The sequence below is a fragment of the Streptomyces sp. JLBJ103 genome, assembly GCF_058215575.1.
In genome coordinates, this window is record NZ_CM177089.1 from 3,225,601 (window position 1) to 3,239,731 (window position 14,131).

The window sequence follows — 14,131 nt, forward strand, 5'->3', positions numbered from 1 at the left end:
GGGCGGTACGTGCCGAATGGCTCCGTACCGCCCGTCTCGCCTGATCTACTACTTGGAGTAGAGCTCGACGATCAGCTGCTCCTGCACCTGGGTGTCGATCACCTGGCGCTCGGGCAGCGCGTGCACGAGGACGCGCATCTTCGACGGAATGGCCTCCAGCCATGCCGGGACGGTGCGCTCGCCCGCCTCCGCACGAGCCACCACGAACGGGGTGAGCTCCTGCGAAGCCTTGCGGACCTCGATGATGTCGTTCACGGCCACACGGGCCGACGGGATGTCGGTCTTGCGGCCGTTCACATTGATGTGGCCGTGGCGGACCAGCTGACGGGCGTGATCGCGGGACTTGGCGAAGCCGGCCCGGTAGATCACGTTGTCGAGGCGGGACTCGAGGATGCGCAGCAGATTCTCACCGGTCTTGCCGGTCCTCTGGTTCGCCTCCGCGTAGTAGCCACGGAACTGCTTCTCAAGGACACCGTAGATACGGGTGGCCTTCTGCTTCTCACGAAGCTGAAGGAGGTACTCGCTGTCCTTGGTGCGCCCGCGTCCGTGCTCACCCGGGGGGTAAGGACGGATCTCGATCGGGCACTTCGCGCTCTCGCACTTGCTCCCCTTGAGAAAGAGCTTCTGCTTCTCCCGACGGCAACGCTTGCAGTCGGCCCCGGTGTAACGCGCCATTGTCCAGTTGTCTCCTGCTTCGACGGGTCAGACGCGCCGGCGCTTCGGCGGGCGGCAGCCGTTGTGCGGAGTCGGGGTGACGTCCTGGATCGAGCCCACCTCGAGGCCGGTGGCCTGGAGCGAGCGGATCGCGGTCTCACGGCCGGAGCCCGGACCCTTGACGAACACGTCGACCTTGCGCATGCCGTGCTCCTGGGCGCGGCGGGCGGCCGACTCGGCGGCCATCTGCGCGGCGAACGGAGTGGACTTGCGCGAGCCCTTGAAGCCGACGTGGCCGGCCGAGGCCCAGGAGATCACGTTCCCGGTGGGGTCGGTGATCGAAACGATGGTGTTGTTGAACGTGCTCTTGATGTGAGCGTGCCCGTGGGCGACGTTCTTCTTCTCCTTGCGGCGCACCTTCTTGGCGCCGGCCGTACGGCTCTTCGGAGGCATTCCTGAATTCTCCCGTGGAGGTGGTCGGTCCTACAGCTCGGACCGCTTGGCGGCGTCCGGTGTGGACTACTTCTTGCCCGGCTTCTTCTTACCGGCGATGGCGCGACGCGGGCCCTTGCGGGTGCGGGCGTTGGTGCTGGTGCGCTGACCGTGGACCGGCAGGCCGCGGCGGTGACGCAGACCCTGGTAGCAGCCGATCTCGACCTTGCGGCGGATGTCGGCCTGGATCTCGCGACGGAGGTCACCCTCGGTCTTGATGTTGTTGTCCACGTACTCGCGGATCTTGACCAGGTCCTCTTCGGCCAGGTCGCGAACGCGGGTGTCCGGGTTCACACCGGTGTTGGCGAGCGTCTGCTGGGCAAGGGTGCGACCGATGCCGAAGACGTAGGTGAGGGCGACCTCAACGCGCTTTTCGCGCGGGAGATCAACGCCTGCGAGGCGTGCCATGAATCTGGCTCCAGATGGTTGTCGGAGGTCTTCCGCAGCACCGCTCCCGGCTCTCCGGCCGGGTCCCCGGCCTCCGACCGGGGGTGTCGTCCCCATGCTGACGGGAACGGGTGACTGCGTATGTACAGGCAGTTATGCGTCGCGCGAAGATACTGCGAAAGTGCAGGTCTGCGGCCGGACGTGCGTCAGCCCTGGCGCTGCTTGTGGCGCAGGTTGTCGCAGATGACCATGACCCGACCGTGGCGGCGGATCACCTTGCACTTGTCGCAGATCTTCTTGACGCTCGGCTTGACCTTCATGGGATGTGAGGTTCTCCGGGTCGTGAGATCTACTTGTAGCGGTAGACGATCCGTCCGCGCGTGAGGTCGTACGGAGAGAGCTCCACCACGACCCGGTCATCGGGCAGGATGCGGATGTAGTGCATGCGCATCTTGCCACTGATGTGCGCGAGGACCTTGTGACCGTTCTGGAGCTCCACCTTGAACATCGCGTTCGGCAGAGACTCGATCACGGTGCCCTCGATTTCGATGGCGCCTTGCTTCTTGGCCATGTCCTGCTTTCGGGATCGGCTACCTTGATCGGCTCGCGACATGCGGGAGGGCATGCGTGAGCCGACGTGTCAGTCTACGTCAGCGCATCCCGAAACACGAATCCAGGGCAGCATGCCCGAATCCTGAGATCCTTATGCAAGGGTTCACGCCCACGGGTAGAGCGGGGCGGAGCGGCTTTACGCCAGCGGGTCAGGGGCGGCCTCGACGCCCAGCTCGGCCAGCTTGGCCTTGCCGCCGTCCACGGCGGTCAGCACCAGCGGACCCTCCTCGGTCAGCGCGACCGAGTGCTCCCAGTGGCTGGACCAGGTCCCGTCGTCGGTCTTGACGGTCCAGTCGTCGGCCAGGACATGGGTCTTCGCGGTGCCCAGGCTCACCATGGGCTCGATCGCGATACAGAAGCCGGGCACCAGCTTCGGCCCCTTGCCGCGCTTGCGGGAGACATAGTTCAGCAGATGCGGGTCCATGTGCATCTGGCTGCCGATGCCATGGCCGCCATAGTCCTCGATGATCCCGTACTTGCCGGAGGCCGGACGCGGCTGCCGCCGGATGTAGCCCTCGATCGCCTTGGAGATGTCGACCAACCGGTTGCCCTTGCGGACCGCGGCGATCCCGGCCCACATCGACTCCTCGGTGACCCGGCTGAGCTCATGCAGCTCCGGAGCGTGACCTTCGCCGACGAAGACGGTGAAGGCGGCGTCGCCGTGCCAGCCGTCGATGATCGCGCCCGCGTCGATGGAGATGATGTCGCCGTCCTTGAGCACGGTCTCCCGGTCCGGGATGCCGTGCACCACGACCTCGTTCACCGAGGTGCAGATGGTGGCGGGGAAGCCGCCGTAGCCCAGGAAGTTCGACTTGGCGCCATGGTCGGCGATCACCTTGCGGGCGACGTCGTCCAGGTCCTTGGTGGAGGCGCCGGGGACGGCCGCCTCACGGGTCGCCTGGTGGATGGCGGCGACGACCAGGCCCGCCTCGCGCATCTTCACGATCTGCTCGGGGGTCTTGATCTCCACCATCGTCATACCTTCCGCAACGCATCGGTCGTCTCTGCAACAGTACGGCCGCGACACCCTCACCGGGCATCGCGGCCGTAGCCGGTACCGCTTGCTCAGGCCGCCTTGGCGGCCAGGGCGTCCATGGCCCGCTGGGTGACCTCGTTCACCTTGCCGAGCGCCGAGATCGTCACGACCAGGCCCTTGGACTTGTAGTAGTCGATGATCGGCTCCGTCTCGCGGTGGTAGACCTCCAACCGCTTGCGGACCGTCTCCTCGCTGTCGTCCTCGCGCTGGTACAGCTCACCGCCGCACTCGTCGCACACGCCCTCGGCCTGGGGCTGCTTGTACTCCACATGGAAGGTGTGCGCGCTGTCGTTGCGGCAGGTCCGGCGGCCGGCGATGCGCTTGACCACCTCGGCCTCGGGGACCTCCAGGTCCAGCACCGCGTCCAGCGAGAGCTCGTGCTCACGCAGGTAGCCGTCCAGGGCCTCGGCCTGGGCCAGGTTCCGGGGGAAACCGTCGAGCAGGAAGCCGCTCGCGGCGTCCGCCTGGTTCATCCGGTCCTCGGCCATGCCGATGGTGACCTCGTCGGGGACCAGCTGCCCGGCCCGCATGTACTCCTGCGCCTGCTTGCCGAGCGGTGTGCCCTGGCTGATGTTGGCGCGGAAGAGGTCGCCCGTGGAGATGTGCGGGATCGACAGGTTCTCGGCGAGGTACGCAGCCTGCGTACCCTTGCCGGCTCCAGGAGGCCCGACGAGGACGATTCGCATCAGCGGAGGAACCCTTCGTAGTGTCGCTGCTGAAGCTGGCTCTCGATCTGCTTCACGGTCTCCAGGCCGACACCCACGATGATCAAGATGCTGGTGCCGCCGAACGGGAAGTTCTGATTGGCGTTGAGAGTCACCAGTGCCACCGTGGGCACGAGGGCGATCAACCCCAGGTAGAGAGCGCCGGGCCACGTGATGCGATTCAGCACGTAGCTCAGATACTCCGCAGTGGGACGACCAGCCCGAATACCCGGGATGAACCCACCATACTTCTTCATGTTGTCGGCAACTTCTTCGGGGTTGAAGCTGATGGCGACGTAGAAGAAGGCGAAGAAGACGATCAGCAGGAAGTACGTGGCGATGTAAATGGGGTGGTCACCCTTGACGAAGTTCTGCGAAATCCAGTTCGCCCACCCCGCCTTCGACTGACTGAACTGGACGATCAGCGCCGGGATGTAGAGCAGCGATGAGGCAAAGATCACGGGGACCACACCCGCCTGGTTGACCTTCACCGGGATGTAGGTGGACGTACCGCCGTACGAGCGACGGCCGATCATGCGCTTGGCGTACTGCACCGGGATCCGGCGCTGTGCCTGCTCGACGAAGACCACCAGGCCGACCATGGCCAGACCGCAGGCGATGACGAGGCTGAACTCCAGCCAGCCGCCGAGGATCTTGCCCTGCTGCTTGATGCTCCACATGGAGCCGGGGAAGGCGGCGGCGATCGAGATGAACATCAGGATCGACATGCCGTTGCCGATGCCGCGGTCGGTGATCAGCTCACCGAGCCACATGATCAGCGCGGTACCGGCGGTCATGGTGATGACCATTACGGCGGTGGTGAAGATCGTGTCGTCGCGGACGATCTGGTTGCCGACCGGGCAGCTCTGGAAGAGCTGGCCACTGCGGGCGGTGGCGACCAGTCCGGTGCCCTGGAGAACCGCGAGGGCCACCGTCAGATACCGGGTGTACTGCGTGATCTTCGCCTGACCGGCCTGGCCCTCCTTCTTCAGGGCCTCGAGACGCGGGATCACCACGGTCAGCAGCTGAAGGATGATGCTCGCCGTGATGTACGGCATGATCCCTAGCGCGAAGATGGTGATCTGAAGAAGCGCGCCGCCGCTGAGCATGTTGACCAGGCCGAAGAGGCCCTGCTGGCCCTTGGCCAGGTCCATACACGTCTGGACGTTCTTGTATTCGATGCCCGGCAGCGGGACATGTTGTCCGAGCCGGAAGAGCACGATGATGCCCAGCGTGAACAGCAGCTTCTTGCGCAGGTCGGGCGTCTTGAACGCTCGGGCGAACGCGGTGAGCACGGTGCCTCCTGCGCCCCCCGCGTGCATGCGCGAGAGGTGACGGTCTTGAGGATCGACGAATACTTATCAGCCAGGACCCGCACGGAGACGTACCGCGCGGAAGGTAACAACGCACGCCACCTTACCGGCGACCTGGCTCCCCTTGGAACGACCAACCGGGGATGCCCCAGAAGTGGGGCATCCCCGGCCAGTTGTGCACCGTGCTCAGACGAGCTCGGTGACGGTGCCACCGGCAGCGGTGATCTTCTCCTTGGCGGAACCGGAGACGGCGTCGACCGTCACCTGGAGCGCCACGGAGACCTCACCGGAACCCAGCACCTTGACGAGCTGGTTCTTGCGAACCGCACCCTTGGCGACCAGGTCGGCCACCGTGACCTCGCCACCCTGCGGGTAGAGCGCGGTCAGCTTGTCCAGGTTCACGACCTGGTACTCGGTGCGGAAGGGGTTCTTGAAGCCCTTGAGCTTCGGGAGACGCATGTGGAGGGGCATCTGCCCACCCTCGAAGCGCTCCGGAACCTGGTAGCGGGCCTTGGTGCCCTTGGTGCCACGACCAGCGGTCTTACCCTTGGACGCCTCACCACGACCGACACGGGTCTTGGCGGTCTTGGCGCCCGGGGCGGGCCGGAGGTTGTGGACCTTCAGCGGGTTGCTCTCCGCCATGTCAGTCGACCTCCTCAACCGTCACGAGGTGCCGCACGGTCGTCGCCATGCCGCGGAACTCGGGGCGGTCCTCCTTGACAACCACGTCGCCGAGCTTCTTCAGCCCGAGCGAACGCAGGGTGTCGCGGTGGTTCTGCTTGCTGCCGATGTACGACTTCGTCTGCGTGATCTTCAGGCGGGCCATGCTCACACACCCACCCCGGCACGCGCCCGCAACAGAGCGGCGGGGGCGACGTCCTCGAGCGGCAGACCACGGCGGGCGGCGATCTCCTCGGGACGCTGAAGTCCCTGGAGGGCCGTCACCGTGGCGTGCACGATGTTGATCGGGTTCGACGAACCGAGCGACTTGCTGAGCACGTCGTGAATGCCCGCGCACTCCAGCACGGCGCGCACCGGGCCACCGGCGATCACACCGGTACCGGGCGACGCCGGCTTGAGCAGCACGACGCCCGCGGCCTTCTCGCCCTGAATCGGGTGCGGAATGGTGCCCTGGATCCGGGGAACCTTGAAGAAGTGCTTCTTGGCCTCCTCCACACCCTTGGCGATGGCGGCCGGCACCTCCTTGGCCTTCCCGTAACCGACACCCACGGTGCCGTCACCGTCGCCCACCACGACCAGCGCGGTGAAGCTGAAGCGACGACCACCCTTCACAACCTTGGCGACGCGGTTGATCGCGACAACGCGCTCGACGTAAGCGGTCTTCTCGGCAGCTGCGCCGCCGTCCCGCCGGTCCTTCCGGTCCCGCCGCTCGCCGCCACCGGCGCCGCCACCGCGGCGCTGGGGTCCAGCCATTGGATTTACCTCTCTCGTTTACGTCCGCTAGCTCCGGAACCGGGGCTTAGAACTTCAGCCCGGCTTCGCGGGCGGCGTCCGCCAGAGCGGCGATCCGCCCGGCGTACTGGTTGCCACCGCGGTCGAACACGACGGCCTCGACACCCGCGGCCTTCGCCCGCTCGGCCACCAGCGCGCCGACCTGCTTCGCCTGCGCGCTCTTGTCGCCCTCGCCACCACGGATGGTGGTGTCCAGGGTCGACGCCGAGGCCAGGGTGTGGCCCGCGATGTCGTCGATGACCTGCGCCACGATGTGACGGTTGGAGCGCGTCACGACCAGGCGGGGACGGGCCGGCGTACCGGAGATCCGCTTCCGCACGCGGATGTGGCGGCGCTTGACGGCGGCAGCCTTGCGGGCGTTGCCCTTGGCGATCTTCACACCGTATGCCATGGCTTTACTTACCAGCCTTTCCGACCTTGCGGCGGATGACCTCGCCCGCGTACTTGACGCCCTTGGCCTTGTACGGGTCAGGCTTGCGCAGCTTGCGGATGTTCGCGGCGACCTCGCCGACCTTCTGCTTGTCGATGCCCTCGACGCTCAGCTTGGTCGGGGACTCCACCTTGAAGGTGATGCCCTCCGGGGCCTCGACCAGGATCGGGTGGCTGTAGCCCAGCGCGAACTCCAGGTTGGAGCCCTTCGCCTGGACTCGGTAGCCGACACCGCTGATCTCGAGCGCCTTGCTGTAGCCCTGGGTCACGCCGGTGATCATGTTCGCCACCAGCGTGCGGGACAGGCCGTGCAGGGCCTTGTTCTGACGCTCGTCGTTCGGGCGGGTGACAACGAGGTTGTTGTCCTCACCCTTGGCGACCTCGATCGGCGCGGCGACGGTGTGCGAGAGAGATCCCTTGGGACCCTTCACGGCGACCGTGCGGCCATCGATGGTGACGTCCACACCAGCGGGAACCTGGATGGGCAGCTTGCCAATGCGCGACATTGACCTGTTCCTCCGTTCCCTGTTACCAGACGTAGGCGAGGACTTCCCCACCCACGCCCTTCTTGCTGGCCTGCTTGTCGGTGAGGAGCCCGTGCGACGTGGAGATGATCGCCACGCCCAGGCCGCCGAGCACCTTCGGCAGGTTGGTGGACTTTGCGTAGACCCGCAGGCCCGGCTTCGAGATCCGCTTGATGCCGGCGATCGAGCGCTCGCGGTTCGGGCCGAACTTCAGCTCGAGGGTGAGGTTCTTGCCGACCTCGGCGTCCTCGACCTTCCAGCCGGTGATGTAGCCCTCCTGCTGGAGGATCTCCGCGATGTGCGACTTGATCTTGCTGTGCGGCATCACGACGGAGTCGTGGTACGCCGAGTTCGCGTTTCGCAGACGGGTCAGCATGTCTGCGATCGGATCGGTCATGGTCATGATGGCCTTCGGCCTCTCTCGCCGGGGTTTCCTATCTGCGCCATCCCTCTCACCCACTCATGGTGGGCACGGGTGCGGCGCGGGGACCTACGGCGTAGTAAGGATTCAGGGCGGCGAGCGCCCAACCCTTCCACTCTACGGGAGTGGAAGGGCGGGGCCCGCCATCCTTATTGCTTACCGAGAGTCCGGTACCAGCCCGTAAGGGCCGTTACCAGGAGCTCTTGGTCACGCCCGGCAGCTCGCCACGGTGAGCCATCTCACGAAGGCACACGCGGCACAGGCCGAACTTGCGGTACACGGAGTGCGGACGGCCGCAGCGCTGGCAGCGGGTGTACCCACGCACGCCGAACTTGGGCTTGCGGGCGGCCTTGGCAATAAGAGCCTTCTTCGCCACGGCTCACGCCTCCTTGAACGGGAAGCCGAGGTGACGCAGCAGGGCACGGCCCTCTTCGTCGTTGGTCGCCGTGGTCACCACGGTGATGTCCATACCCCGGACGCGGTCGATCTTGTCCTGGTCGATCTCGTGGAACATGACCTGCTCCGTGAGACCGAAGGTGTAGTTGCCCCGGCCGTCGAACTGCTTCGGCGACAGACCACGGAAGTCGCGGATGCGCGGCAGCGCGAGCGAGACCAGGCGGTCCAGGAACTCCCACATGCGGTCACCGCGGAGGGTGACGTGGGCACCGATCGGCTGGCCCTCACGCAGCTTGAACTGCGCGATGGACTTACGGGCCTTGGTGACGGCCGGCTTCTGGCCGGTGATCGTGGTGAGGTCGCGGATGGCGCCCTCGATCAGCTTGGAGTCGCGGGCGGCGTCGCCCACACCCATGTTGACCACGACCTTGGTGAGACCCGGGATCTGCATGACGTTCTCGTAGGAGAACTGCTCACGCAGCTTGCCCTGGATCTCTTCGCGGTAGCGCGTCTTGAGACGCGGTGCAGTGGTGGTGGCAGTCATCAGATGTCCTCACCGGTCCGCTTGGCAACGCGGATCTTGTTGCCCTCGTCGTCGAAGCGGTATCCGACGCGGGTGACGACCTTGTTGCCGTCCTTCTCCACCACGAGCTGCACATTGCTCACGTGGATCGGGGCTTCGGTCGTCACGATGCCGCCGGTCTTCGAACCACGGGCGGTCTGTCCGGCCTTGGTGTGCTTCTTGACCCGGTTGACACCCTCGACCAGGACCCGGTCCTCGCGGGGGAAGGCCGCGATGACCTTGCCCTGCTTGCCCTTGTCCTTACCGGTGATGACCTGGACCAGGTCGCCCTTCTTGATCTTCATCGGTTACAGCACCTCCGGCGCGAGCGAGATGATCTTCATGAACTTCTTCTCGCGCAGCTCACGGCCCACCGGGCCGAAGATACGGGTGCCGCGGGGGTCGCCATCGTTCTTGAGGATGACGGCCGCGTTCTCGTCGAAGCGGATGTACGAACCGTCCGGGCGGCGGCGCTCCTTGACGGTGCGCACGATGACCGCCTTGACGACGTCACCCTTCTTCACGTTGCCACCGGGGATCGCGTCCTTGACGGTGGCGACGATGACGTCACCGATGCCCGCGTAGCGGCGACCGGAGCCACCGAGAACACGGATGCAAAGGATCTCCTTCGCGCCCGTGTTGTCGGCGACGCGCAGTCGCGACTCCTGCTGGATCACGTCTATCTCCTGATCGTCTGCCGGTTCCCGGCGAGCTCCGCGGTTGCGTTGCGGAGCTCGCCGAGCCTGGCGGAACTGTCCAGAAGGCTGTTGCCTTCAGGCTGGTTCACTTGGAATTCCCTTACGGGAATTACCTACTTGGCCTTCTCGAGGATCTCGACGACGCGCCAGCGCTTGGTCGCGGACAGCGGCCGGGTCTCCATCAGGAGGACGCGGTCGCCGACACCCGCGGCGTTCTGCTCGTCGTGCGCCTTGAGCTTGTTGGTACGGCGGATGACCTTGCCGTACAGCGCGTGCTTGACGCGGTCCTCGACGGCGACGACGACGGTCTTGTCCATCTTGTCGCTGACGACCAGACCCTCACGGGTCTTGCGGAATCCGCGGTTCTGCGTTGCGTTCTCAGTCACATTCGTCTCGCTCATCAGGCGCTCTCCACCGTCTCGATGCCGAGCTCGCGCTCCCGCATCAGGGTGTAGATCCGGGCGATGTCCTTGCGGACGGCCTTCAGCCGGCCGTGGTTCTCGAGCTGTCCGGTCGCCGCCTGGAAGCGGAGGTTGAACAGCTCTTCCTTGGCCTCACGCAGCTTGCCAACGAGGTCCTCGTTGTTCAGCTCACGCAGCTCGGACGCCTTGGTACCGGCCGCCATCACGACTCACCTGCCTCGCGCCGCACGATCCGGCACTTCATCGGGAGCTTGTGAGCAGCGCGGGTGAGCGCCTCACGCGCAGTCTTCTCGTTCGGGTAGGACAGCTCGAACATCACCCGACCGGGCTTGACGTTCGCGATCCACCACTCCGGCGAACCCTTACCGGAACCCATGCGGGTCTCGGCAGGCTTCTTCGTCAGCGGACGGTCCGGGTAGATGTTGATCCAGACCTTGCCGCCACGCTTGATGTGGCGGGTCATCGCGATACGAGCGGCCTCGATCTGACGGTTGGTGACGTACGCCGGGGTGACGGCCTGGATGCCGTACTCGCCGAACGCCAGCTCCGTACCGCCCTTGGCCATACCGGACCGCTTGGGGTGGTGCTGCTTGCGGTGCTTGACCCTGCGAGGGATCAGCATGTCGGTCAGGCCTCCGTTCCGGTGCTCTCAGCGGCCGGAGCGGCAGCGGCCTCGGCCTTGGGGGCCTCGGCGGCGGGGGCGCTCTGCTGCTGCTGCGGCTTACGGCCGCGGCCACCACGCTCGCCACCACGGCGCTGCGGGCGGTCGCTGCCACCGCGCGACGGGCGGTTGCCGGCGCGGGCGGCGGCGTTCTCGGCGCGGACCTCGGCGATGTTCTTCACGTCGCCCTTGTAGATCCACACCTTGACGCCGATGCGGCCGAAGGTGGTCTTGGCCTCGAAGAAGCCGTAGTCGACGTTGGCGCGGAGCGTGTGCAGGGGCACGCGGCCCTCGCGGTAGAACTCCGAGCGCGACATCTCGGCGCCGCCGAGACGGCCACCACACTGGATCTTGATGCCCTTGGCGCCGGCCTTCATCGTGGACTGCATGCTCTTACGCATGGCACGACGGAAGGAGACGCGGGAGGACAGCTGCTCGGCGACGGCCTGCGCGACCAGCTGAGCATCGGTCTCGGGGTTCTTGACCTCGAGGATGTTCAGCTGCACCTGCTTGCCGGTGAGCTTCTCCAGCTCGCCGCGGATACGGTCGGCCTCCGCGCCGCGGCGGCCGATGACGATGCCCGGCCGGGCGGTGTGGATGTCGACGCGGACGCGGTCACGGGTGCGCTCGATCTCCACCTTGGAGATACCGGCGCGCTCCATGCCCTTCGTCATCATCCGGCGGATGGCGACGTCTTCCTTGACGTAGTCCTTGTACAGCTTGTCGGCGTACCAGCGGGACTTGAAGTCCGTGGTGATGCCGAGCCGGAACCCGTGCGGGTTAACCTTCTGGCCCATTACCGGGTTCCTTCCTTGCTGCTGACGACCACGGTGATGTGGCTGGTCCGCTTGCGGATCCGGTAGGCGCGGCCCTGGGCACGCGGACGGAACCGCTTCAGGGTCGGGCCCTCGTCGACGTATGCCTCGGAGATGACGAGGCTGTCGGCGTCGGTGTGGTCGTAGTTGTGTGCAGCGTTGGCAATGGCGCTGTCCAGCACCTTGCCGACGGGCACGCTCGCGGCCTGCGGGGCAAAGCGCAGGACCGCCTGAGCCTCCGTGGCGCTCATGCCACGGATGAGGTCCACCACGCGGCGGGCCTTCATGGGCGTGACGCGGATGTACCGCGCCTGGGCCCTGGCTTCCATGGTTGTCCCTTCGGTGTCAGTCATAGTCTTCGCACTCCGCCGATCAGCGACGACGCGACTTGCGGTCGTCCTTCTCGTGGCCGCGGAAGGTGCGGGTCGGCGCGAACTCGCCGAGCTTGTGGCCGACCATCGACTCGGAGACGAACACCGGGACGTGCTTGCGGCCGTCGTGCACCGCGATCGTGTGGCCGAGCATGGCCGGGACGATCATCGAGCGGCGGGACCAGGTCTTGATGACGTTCTTGGTGCCGGCTTCGTTCTGGACATCCACCTTCTTGATCAGGTGGTCGTCGACGAAGGGCCCCTTCTTGAGACTACGCGGCATCTAAACCCGCTCCTAGCGCTTCTTGTTCGTCTTGCGGCGGCGGACGATGTACTTGTTGCTGGCCTTCTTCGGCGAGCGCGTACGGCCCTCCTTCTGACCCCACGGCGAGACCGGGTGGCGACCACCGGAGGTCTTGCCCTCACCACCACCGTGCGGGTGGTCGACAGGGTTCATGACCACACCACGAACGGTCGGGCGGACGCCCTTCCAGCGCATGCGGCCGGCCTTGCCCCAGTTGATGTTCGACTGCTCGGCGTTGCCGACCTCGCCGACAGTGGCGCGGCAGCGGACGTCGACCAGGCGGATCTCACCGGACGGCATACGAAGGTGGGCCATGGAGCCCTCCTTCGCCAGCAGCTGCACGGAGGCACCCGCGGAGCGGGCGAACTTCGCGCCGCCGCCGGGCCGCAGCTCGATGGCGTGGATCGTGGTACCAACCGGGATGTTGCGCAGCGCCAGGTTGTTACCGGGCTTGATGTCGGCACCGGGGCCGTTCTCAATCCGGTCGTTCTGCTTCAGGCCACGCGGGGCGAGGATGTAGCGCTTCTCGCCGTCGGCGTAGTGCAGCAGCGCGATGCGCGCGGTGCGGTTGGGGTCGTACTCGATGTGCGCGACCTTCGCCGGGACGCCGTCCTTGTCATGACGGCGGAAGTCGATCACGCGGTACGCACGCTTGTGACCGCCACCCTGGTGGCGGACCGTGATGCGGCCGGCGTTGTTACGACCACCCTTGCTGTGCAGCGGGCGGACCAGCGACTTCTCCGGCGTGGACCGCGTGATCTCGACGAAGTCGGCGACGCTGGAGCCACGACGGCCCGGGGTCGTCGGCTTGTACTTGCGGATACCCATTTCTCAGTCCTCGGAAGATTCCGGACTTCTGGACGTTCCGATCTCCGTTAGGAGACCGGGCCGCCGAAGATGTCGATGCGGTCGCCCTCGGCGAGGGTCACGATGGCGCGCTTGGTGTCCTTGCGCTTGCCGTAGCCGGTCTTGGTCCGCTTGCGCTTACCCTGCCGGTTGATCGTGTTGACCCCGGTGACCTTGACCGAGAAGACCGCCTCGACGGCCTGCTTGATCTGGGTCTTGTTGGCGCCGGGCGCGACGATGAACGTGTACTTGTTCTCGTCGAGCAGCGCGTAGCTCTTCTCCGAGACCACCGGCTTGACGAGAACGTCGCGGGGGTCCGTGAAGGTCTTGCTGGTGACAGCGGTCGCCTCAGTCATCAGGCGGCGCTCCCTTCGGTCTTCTCAGCGGCCTTGGGACCAGCCACGAAGGACTCGAAGGCGGCCTTGGTGAAGACCACGTCGTCGGAGACGAGCACGTCATACGTGTTCAGCTGGCCCGGCTCCAGGATGTGCACCTGGGGCAGGTTGCGGGCGGACAGCCACGCGGCCTCGTCGCTCCGCTCGGCGACCAGGAGCACGTTCTTGCGCTCGCTGATCTTGCCCAGCAGGGCCTTCGCGGCCTTGGTGGAGATGTCGCCGTCGACCACACCGGTCACCACGTGGATGCGGCTGTGGCGCGCCCGGTCGGAGAGGGCACCGCGCAGGGCGGCGGCCTTCATCTTCTTCGGGGTGCGCTGGCTGTAGTCGCGCGGCACGGGACCGTGCACAACGCCACCGCCGGCGAACTGCGGCGCGCGGGTCGAGCCCTGGCGGGCGCGGCCGGTGCCCTTCTGGCGGTACGGCTTCTTGCCACCGCCACGGACCTCGCCGCGGGTCTTGGTCTTGTGCGTGCCCTGGCGGGCAGCGGCCAGCTGGGCGACGACGACCTGGTGGATCAGCGGAACGCTGACCTGCGCGTCGAAGATCTCCGTGGGGAGCTCGACGGTCCCGGCCTTGTCGCCTGCCGGCGAAAGGATGTCAATGGTGCTCATCG

Annotated in this window: 27 protein-coding genes; all 27 read right to left on the reverse strand. The window is 66.2% G+C overall.

What is annotated here, in order from left to right; genetic code table 11:
* Positions 1 to 48: 48 nt before the first annotated feature.
* The gene (gene rpsD, locus AC4BEG_RS13975) at positions 49 to 675 is read right to left on the reverse strand and encodes a 30S ribosomal protein S4 (RefSeq protein WP_490706221.1); all 627 of its coding nucleotides are present in this window, start codon (positions 673 to 675) and stop codon (positions 49 to 51) included.
* A 27-nt stretch (positions 676 to 702) separates the two neighbouring features.
* Entirely contained in the window at positions 703 to 1,107 is a 405-nt protein-coding gene (gene rpsK, locus AC4BEG_RS13980) for a 30S ribosomal protein S11 (protein ID WP_009715860.1), read from the reverse strand.
* Positions 1,108 to 1,173: 66 nt separating this feature from the next.
* The gene (rpsM, locus tag AC4BEG_RS13985) at positions 1,174 to 1,554 is read right to left on the reverse strand and encodes a 30S ribosomal protein S13 (RefSeq protein WP_009715861.1); all 381 of its coding nucleotides are present in this window, start codon (positions 1,552 to 1,554) and stop codon (positions 1,174 to 1,176) included.
* Positions 1,555 to 1,739: 185 nt separating this feature from the next.
* Entirely contained in the window at positions 1,740 to 1,853 is a 114-nt protein-coding gene (gene rpmJ / locus AC4BEG_RS13990) for a 50S ribosomal protein L36 (RefSeq protein ID WP_003956441.1), read from the reverse strand.
* 29 nt (positions 1,854 to 1,882) lie between these two features.
* Positions 1,883 to 2,104 (reverse strand): translation initiation factor IF-1, encoded by a 222-nt coding sequence (infA, locus tag AC4BEG_RS13995; RefSeq protein ID WP_003956442.1) that lies wholly within the window; start codon positions 2,102 to 2,104, stop codon positions 1,883 to 1,885.
* Positions 2,105 to 2,281: 177 nt separating this feature from the next.
* Positions 2,282 to 3,118 (reverse strand): type I methionyl aminopeptidase, encoded by an 837-nt coding sequence (map, locus tag AC4BEG_RS14000; RefSeq protein ID WP_490706222.1) that lies wholly within the window; start codon positions 3,116 to 3,118, stop codon positions 2,282 to 2,284.
* Between the two features lie 92 nt (positions 3,119 to 3,210).
* Complete coding sequence (locus AC4BEG_RS14005; protein ID WP_490706223.1) at positions 3,211 to 3,867, reverse strand: adenylate kinase; 657 nt, start codon at positions 3,865 to 3,867, stop codon at positions 3,211 to 3,213.
* Positions 3,867 to 5,180 (reverse strand): preprotein translocase subunit SecY, encoded by a 1,314-nt coding sequence (secY, locus tag AC4BEG_RS14010; RefSeq protein ID WP_490706224.1) that lies wholly within the window; start codon positions 5,178 to 5,180, stop codon positions 3,867 to 3,869. Before secY ends, AC4BEG_RS14005 begins: the two co-directional genes overlap by 1 nt.
* 204 nt (positions 5,181 to 5,384) lie before the next feature.
* Positions 5,385 to 5,840, reverse strand: coding sequence for a 50S ribosomal protein L15 (rplO, locus tag AC4BEG_RS14015; protein WP_311726666.1), 456 nt, complete (start codon positions 5,838 to 5,840; stop codon positions 5,385 to 5,387).
* Between the two features lies 1 nt (position 5,841).
* Positions 5,842 to 6,024, reverse strand: coding sequence for a 50S ribosomal protein L30 (rpmD, locus tag AC4BEG_RS14020; protein WP_009715866.1), 183 nt, complete (start codon positions 6,022 to 6,024; stop codon positions 5,842 to 5,844).
* Between the two features lie 2 nt (positions 6,025 to 6,026).
* The gene (rpsE, locus tag AC4BEG_RS14025; RefSeq protein ID WP_201882633.1) at positions 6,027 to 6,632 is read right to left on the reverse strand and encodes a 30S ribosomal protein S5; all 606 of its coding nucleotides are present in this window, start codon (positions 6,630 to 6,632) and stop codon (positions 6,027 to 6,029) included.
* A gap of 46 nt (positions 6,633 to 6,678) precedes the next feature.
* A complete protein-coding gene (gene rplR, locus AC4BEG_RS14030) occupies positions 6,679 to 7,062 on the reverse strand; it encodes a 50S ribosomal protein L18 (RefSeq protein ID WP_490706225.1) in 384 nt (127 codons plus the stop codon).
* Between the two features lie 4 nt (positions 7,063 to 7,066).
* Entirely contained in the window at positions 7,067 to 7,606 is a 540-nt protein-coding gene (gene rplF / locus AC4BEG_RS14035) for a 50S ribosomal protein L6 (RefSeq protein WP_201882621.1), read from the reverse strand.
* 22 nt (positions 7,607 to 7,628) lie between these two features.
* Positions 7,629 to 8,027, reverse strand: a complete 399-nt coding sequence (gene rpsH, locus AC4BEG_RS14040) for a 30S ribosomal protein S8 (RefSeq protein ID WP_490706226.1) — start codon at positions 8,025 to 8,027, stop codon at positions 7,629 to 7,631.
* Positions 8,028 to 8,235: 208 nt separating this feature from the next.
* On the reverse strand, positions 8,236 to 8,421 hold the full coding sequence (locus AC4BEG_RS14045) for a type Z 30S ribosomal protein S14 (RefSeq protein WP_003948630.1): 186 nt from the start codon (positions 8,419 to 8,421) through the stop codon (positions 8,236 to 8,238).
* A 3-nt stretch (positions 8,422 to 8,424) separates the two neighbouring features.
* A complete protein-coding gene (gene rplE, locus AC4BEG_RS14050) occupies positions 8,425 to 8,985 on the reverse strand; it encodes a 50S ribosomal protein L5 (RefSeq protein ID WP_176181322.1) in 561 nt (186 codons plus the stop codon).
* On the reverse strand, positions 8,985 to 9,308 hold the full coding sequence (gene rplX, locus AC4BEG_RS14055) for a 50S ribosomal protein L24 (protein WP_014054173.1): 324 nt from the start codon (positions 9,306 to 9,308) through the stop codon (positions 8,985 to 8,987). Before rplX ends, rplE begins: the two co-directional genes overlap by 1 nt.
* A 3-nt stretch (positions 9,309 to 9,311) precedes the next feature.
* Positions 9,312 to 9,680 (reverse strand): 50S ribosomal protein L14, encoded by a 369-nt coding sequence (gene rplN / locus AC4BEG_RS14060; RefSeq protein ID WP_003998823.1) that lies wholly within the window; start codon positions 9,678 to 9,680, stop codon positions 9,312 to 9,314.
* A gap of 134 nt (positions 9,681 to 9,814) precedes the next feature.
* Positions 9,815 to 10,102 (reverse strand): 30S ribosomal protein S17, encoded by a 288-nt coding sequence (gene rpsQ / locus AC4BEG_RS14065; RefSeq protein WP_014054172.1) that lies wholly within the window; start codon positions 10,100 to 10,102, stop codon positions 9,815 to 9,817.
* A complete protein-coding gene (gene rpmC, locus AC4BEG_RS14070; protein ID WP_009715874.1) occupies positions 10,102 to 10,326 on the reverse strand; it encodes a 50S ribosomal protein L29 in 225 nt (74 codons plus the stop codon). Before rpmC ends, rpsQ begins: the two co-directional genes overlap by 1 nt.
* The gene (gene rplP / locus AC4BEG_RS14075) at positions 10,326 to 10,745 is read right to left on the reverse strand and encodes a 50S ribosomal protein L16 (protein ID WP_014178774.1); all 420 of its coding nucleotides are present in this window, start codon (positions 10,743 to 10,745) and stop codon (positions 10,326 to 10,328) included. The genes rpmC and rplP overlap by 1 nt, the downstream gene beginning before the upstream one ends.
* Before the next feature lie 5 nt (positions 10,746 to 10,750).
* Positions 10,751 to 11,581: a 30S ribosomal protein S3 gene (gene rpsC, locus AC4BEG_RS14080; RefSeq protein WP_254746267.1), complete on the reverse strand. Its 831-nt coding sequence runs from the start codon at positions 11,579 to 11,581 to the stop codon at positions 10,751 to 10,753.
* On the reverse strand, positions 11,581 to 11,928 hold the full coding sequence (rplV, locus tag AC4BEG_RS14085) for a 50S ribosomal protein L22 (protein ID WP_014054168.1): 348 nt from the start codon (positions 11,926 to 11,928) through the stop codon (positions 11,581 to 11,583). The genes rpsC and rplV overlap by 1 nt, the downstream gene beginning before the upstream one ends.
* 43 nt (positions 11,929 to 11,971) lie before the next feature.
* Positions 11,972 to 12,253 carry a 30S ribosomal protein S19 gene (rpsS, locus tag AC4BEG_RS14090; protein ID WP_009715878.1) on the reverse strand — a complete coding sequence of 94 codons (282 nt, stop codon included), beginning with the start codon at positions 12,251 to 12,253 and terminating at the stop codon, positions 11,972 to 11,974.
* Positions 12,254 to 12,265: 12 nt separating this feature from the next.
* Complete coding sequence (gene rplB / locus AC4BEG_RS14095) at positions 12,266 to 13,102, reverse strand: 50S ribosomal protein L2 (RefSeq protein WP_490706227.1); 837 nt, start codon at positions 13,100 to 13,102, stop codon at positions 12,266 to 12,268.
* Positions 13,103 to 13,149: 47 nt separating this feature from the next.
* Positions 13,150 to 13,476, reverse strand: a complete 327-nt coding sequence (rplW, locus tag AC4BEG_RS14100) for a 50S ribosomal protein L23 (protein ID WP_201882618.1) — start codon at positions 13,474 to 13,476, stop codon at positions 13,150 to 13,152.
* On the reverse strand, positions 13,476 to 14,129 hold the full coding sequence (rplD, locus tag AC4BEG_RS14105; RefSeq protein ID WP_490706228.1) for a 50S ribosomal protein L4: 654 nt from the start codon (positions 14,127 to 14,129) through the stop codon (positions 13,476 to 13,478). The genes rplW and rplD overlap by 1 nt, the downstream gene beginning before the upstream one ends.
* Positions 14,130 to 14,131: the final 2 nt, after the last annotated feature.

What these genes read in the sequence shown, in the direction of transcription:
- rpsD (WP_490706221.1), bottom strand. Translation starts at nt 675, where the DNA reads ATGGCGCGTTACACCGGGGCCGACTGCAAGCGTTGCCGTCGGGAGAAG.
- rpsK (WP_009715860.1), bottom strand. Translation starts at nt 1,107, where the DNA reads ATGCCTCCGAAGAGCCGTACGGCCGGCGCCAAGAAGGTGCGCCGCAAG.
- rpsM (WP_009715861.1), bottom strand. Translation starts at nt 1,554, where the DNA reads ATGGCACGCCTCGCAGGCGTTGATCTCCCGCGCGAAAAGCGCGTTGAG.
- rpmJ (WP_003956441.1), bottom strand. Translation starts at nt 1,853, where the DNA reads ATGAAGGTCAAGCCGAGCGTCAAGAAGATCTGCGACAAGTGCAAGGTG.
- infA (WP_003956442.1), bottom strand. Translation starts at nt 2,104, where the DNA reads ATGGCCAAGAAGCAAGGCGCCATCGAAATCGAGGGCACCGTGATCGAG.
- map (WP_490706222.1), bottom strand. Translation starts at nt 3,118, where the DNA reads ATGGTGGAGATCAAGACCCCCGAGCAGATCGTGAAGATGCGCGAGGCG.
- AC4BEG_RS14005 (WP_490706223.1), bottom strand. Translation starts at nt 3,867, where the DNA reads ATGCGAATCGTCCTCGTCGGGCCTCCTGGAGCCGGCAAGGGTACGCAG.
- rplO (WP_311726666.1), bottom strand. Translation starts at nt 5,840, where the DNA reads ATGGCGGAGAGCAACCCGCTGAAGGTCCACAACCTCCGGCCCGCCCCG.
- rpmD (WP_009715866.1), bottom strand. Translation starts at nt 6,024, where the DNA reads ATGGCCCGCCTGAAGATCACGCAGACGAAGTCGTACATCGGCAGCAAG.
- rpsE (WP_201882633.1), bottom strand. Translation starts at nt 6,632, where the DNA reads ATGGCTGGACCCCAGCGCCGCGGTGGCGGCGCCGGTGGCGGCGAGCGG.
- rplR (WP_490706225.1), bottom strand. Translation starts at nt 7,062, where the DNA reads ATGGCATACGGTGTGAAGATCGCCAAGGGCAACGCCCGCAAGGCTGCC.
- rplF (WP_201882621.1), bottom strand. Translation starts at nt 7,606, where the DNA reads ATGTCGCGCATTGGCAAGCTGCCCATCCAGGTTCCCGCTGGTGTGGAC.
- rpsH (WP_490706226.1), bottom strand. Translation starts at nt 8,027, where the DNA reads ATGACCATGACCGATCCGATCGCAGACATGCTGACCCGTCTGCGAAAC.
- rplE (WP_176181322.1), bottom strand. Translation starts at nt 8,985, where the DNA reads ATGACTGCCACCACCACTGCACCGCGTCTCAAGACGCGCTACCGCGAA.
- rplX (WP_014054173.1), bottom strand. Translation starts at nt 9,308, where the DNA reads ATGAAGATCAAGAAGGGCGACCTGGTCCAGGTCATCACCGGTAAGGAC.
- rpsQ (WP_014054172.1), bottom strand. Translation starts at nt 10,102, where the DNA reads ATGAGCGAGACGAATGTGACTGAGAACGCAACGCAGAACCGCGGATTC.
- rpmC (WP_009715874.1), bottom strand. Translation starts at nt 10,326, where the DNA reads ATGGCGGCCGGTACCAAGGCGTCCGAGCTGCGTGAGCTGAACAACGAG.
- rplP (WP_014178774.1), bottom strand. Translation starts at nt 10,745, where the DNA reads ATGCTGATCCCTCGCAGGGTCAAGCACCGCAAGCAGCACCACCCCAAG.
- rpsC (WP_254746267.1), bottom strand. Translation starts at nt 11,581, where the DNA reads ATGGGCCAGAAGGTTAACCCGCACGGGTTCCGGCTCGGCATCACCACG.
- rplV (WP_014054168.1), bottom strand. Translation starts at nt 11,928, where the DNA reads ATGGAAGCCAGGGCCCAGGCGCGGTACATCCGCGTCACGCCCATGAAG.
- rpsS (WP_009715878.1), bottom strand. Translation starts at nt 12,253, where the DNA reads ATGCCGCGTAGTCTCAAGAAGGGGCCCTTCGTCGACGACCACCTGATC.
- rplB (WP_490706227.1), bottom strand. Translation starts at nt 13,102, where the DNA reads ATGGGTATCCGCAAGTACAAGCCGACGACCCCGGGCCGTCGTGGCTCC.
- rplW (WP_201882618.1), bottom strand. Translation starts at nt 13,476, where the DNA reads ATGACTGAGGCGACCGCTGTCACCAGCAAGACCTTCACGGACCCCCGC.
- rplD (WP_490706228.1), bottom strand. Translation starts at nt 14,129, where the DNA reads ATGAGCACCATTGACATCCTTTCGCCGGCAGGCGACAAGGCCGGGACC.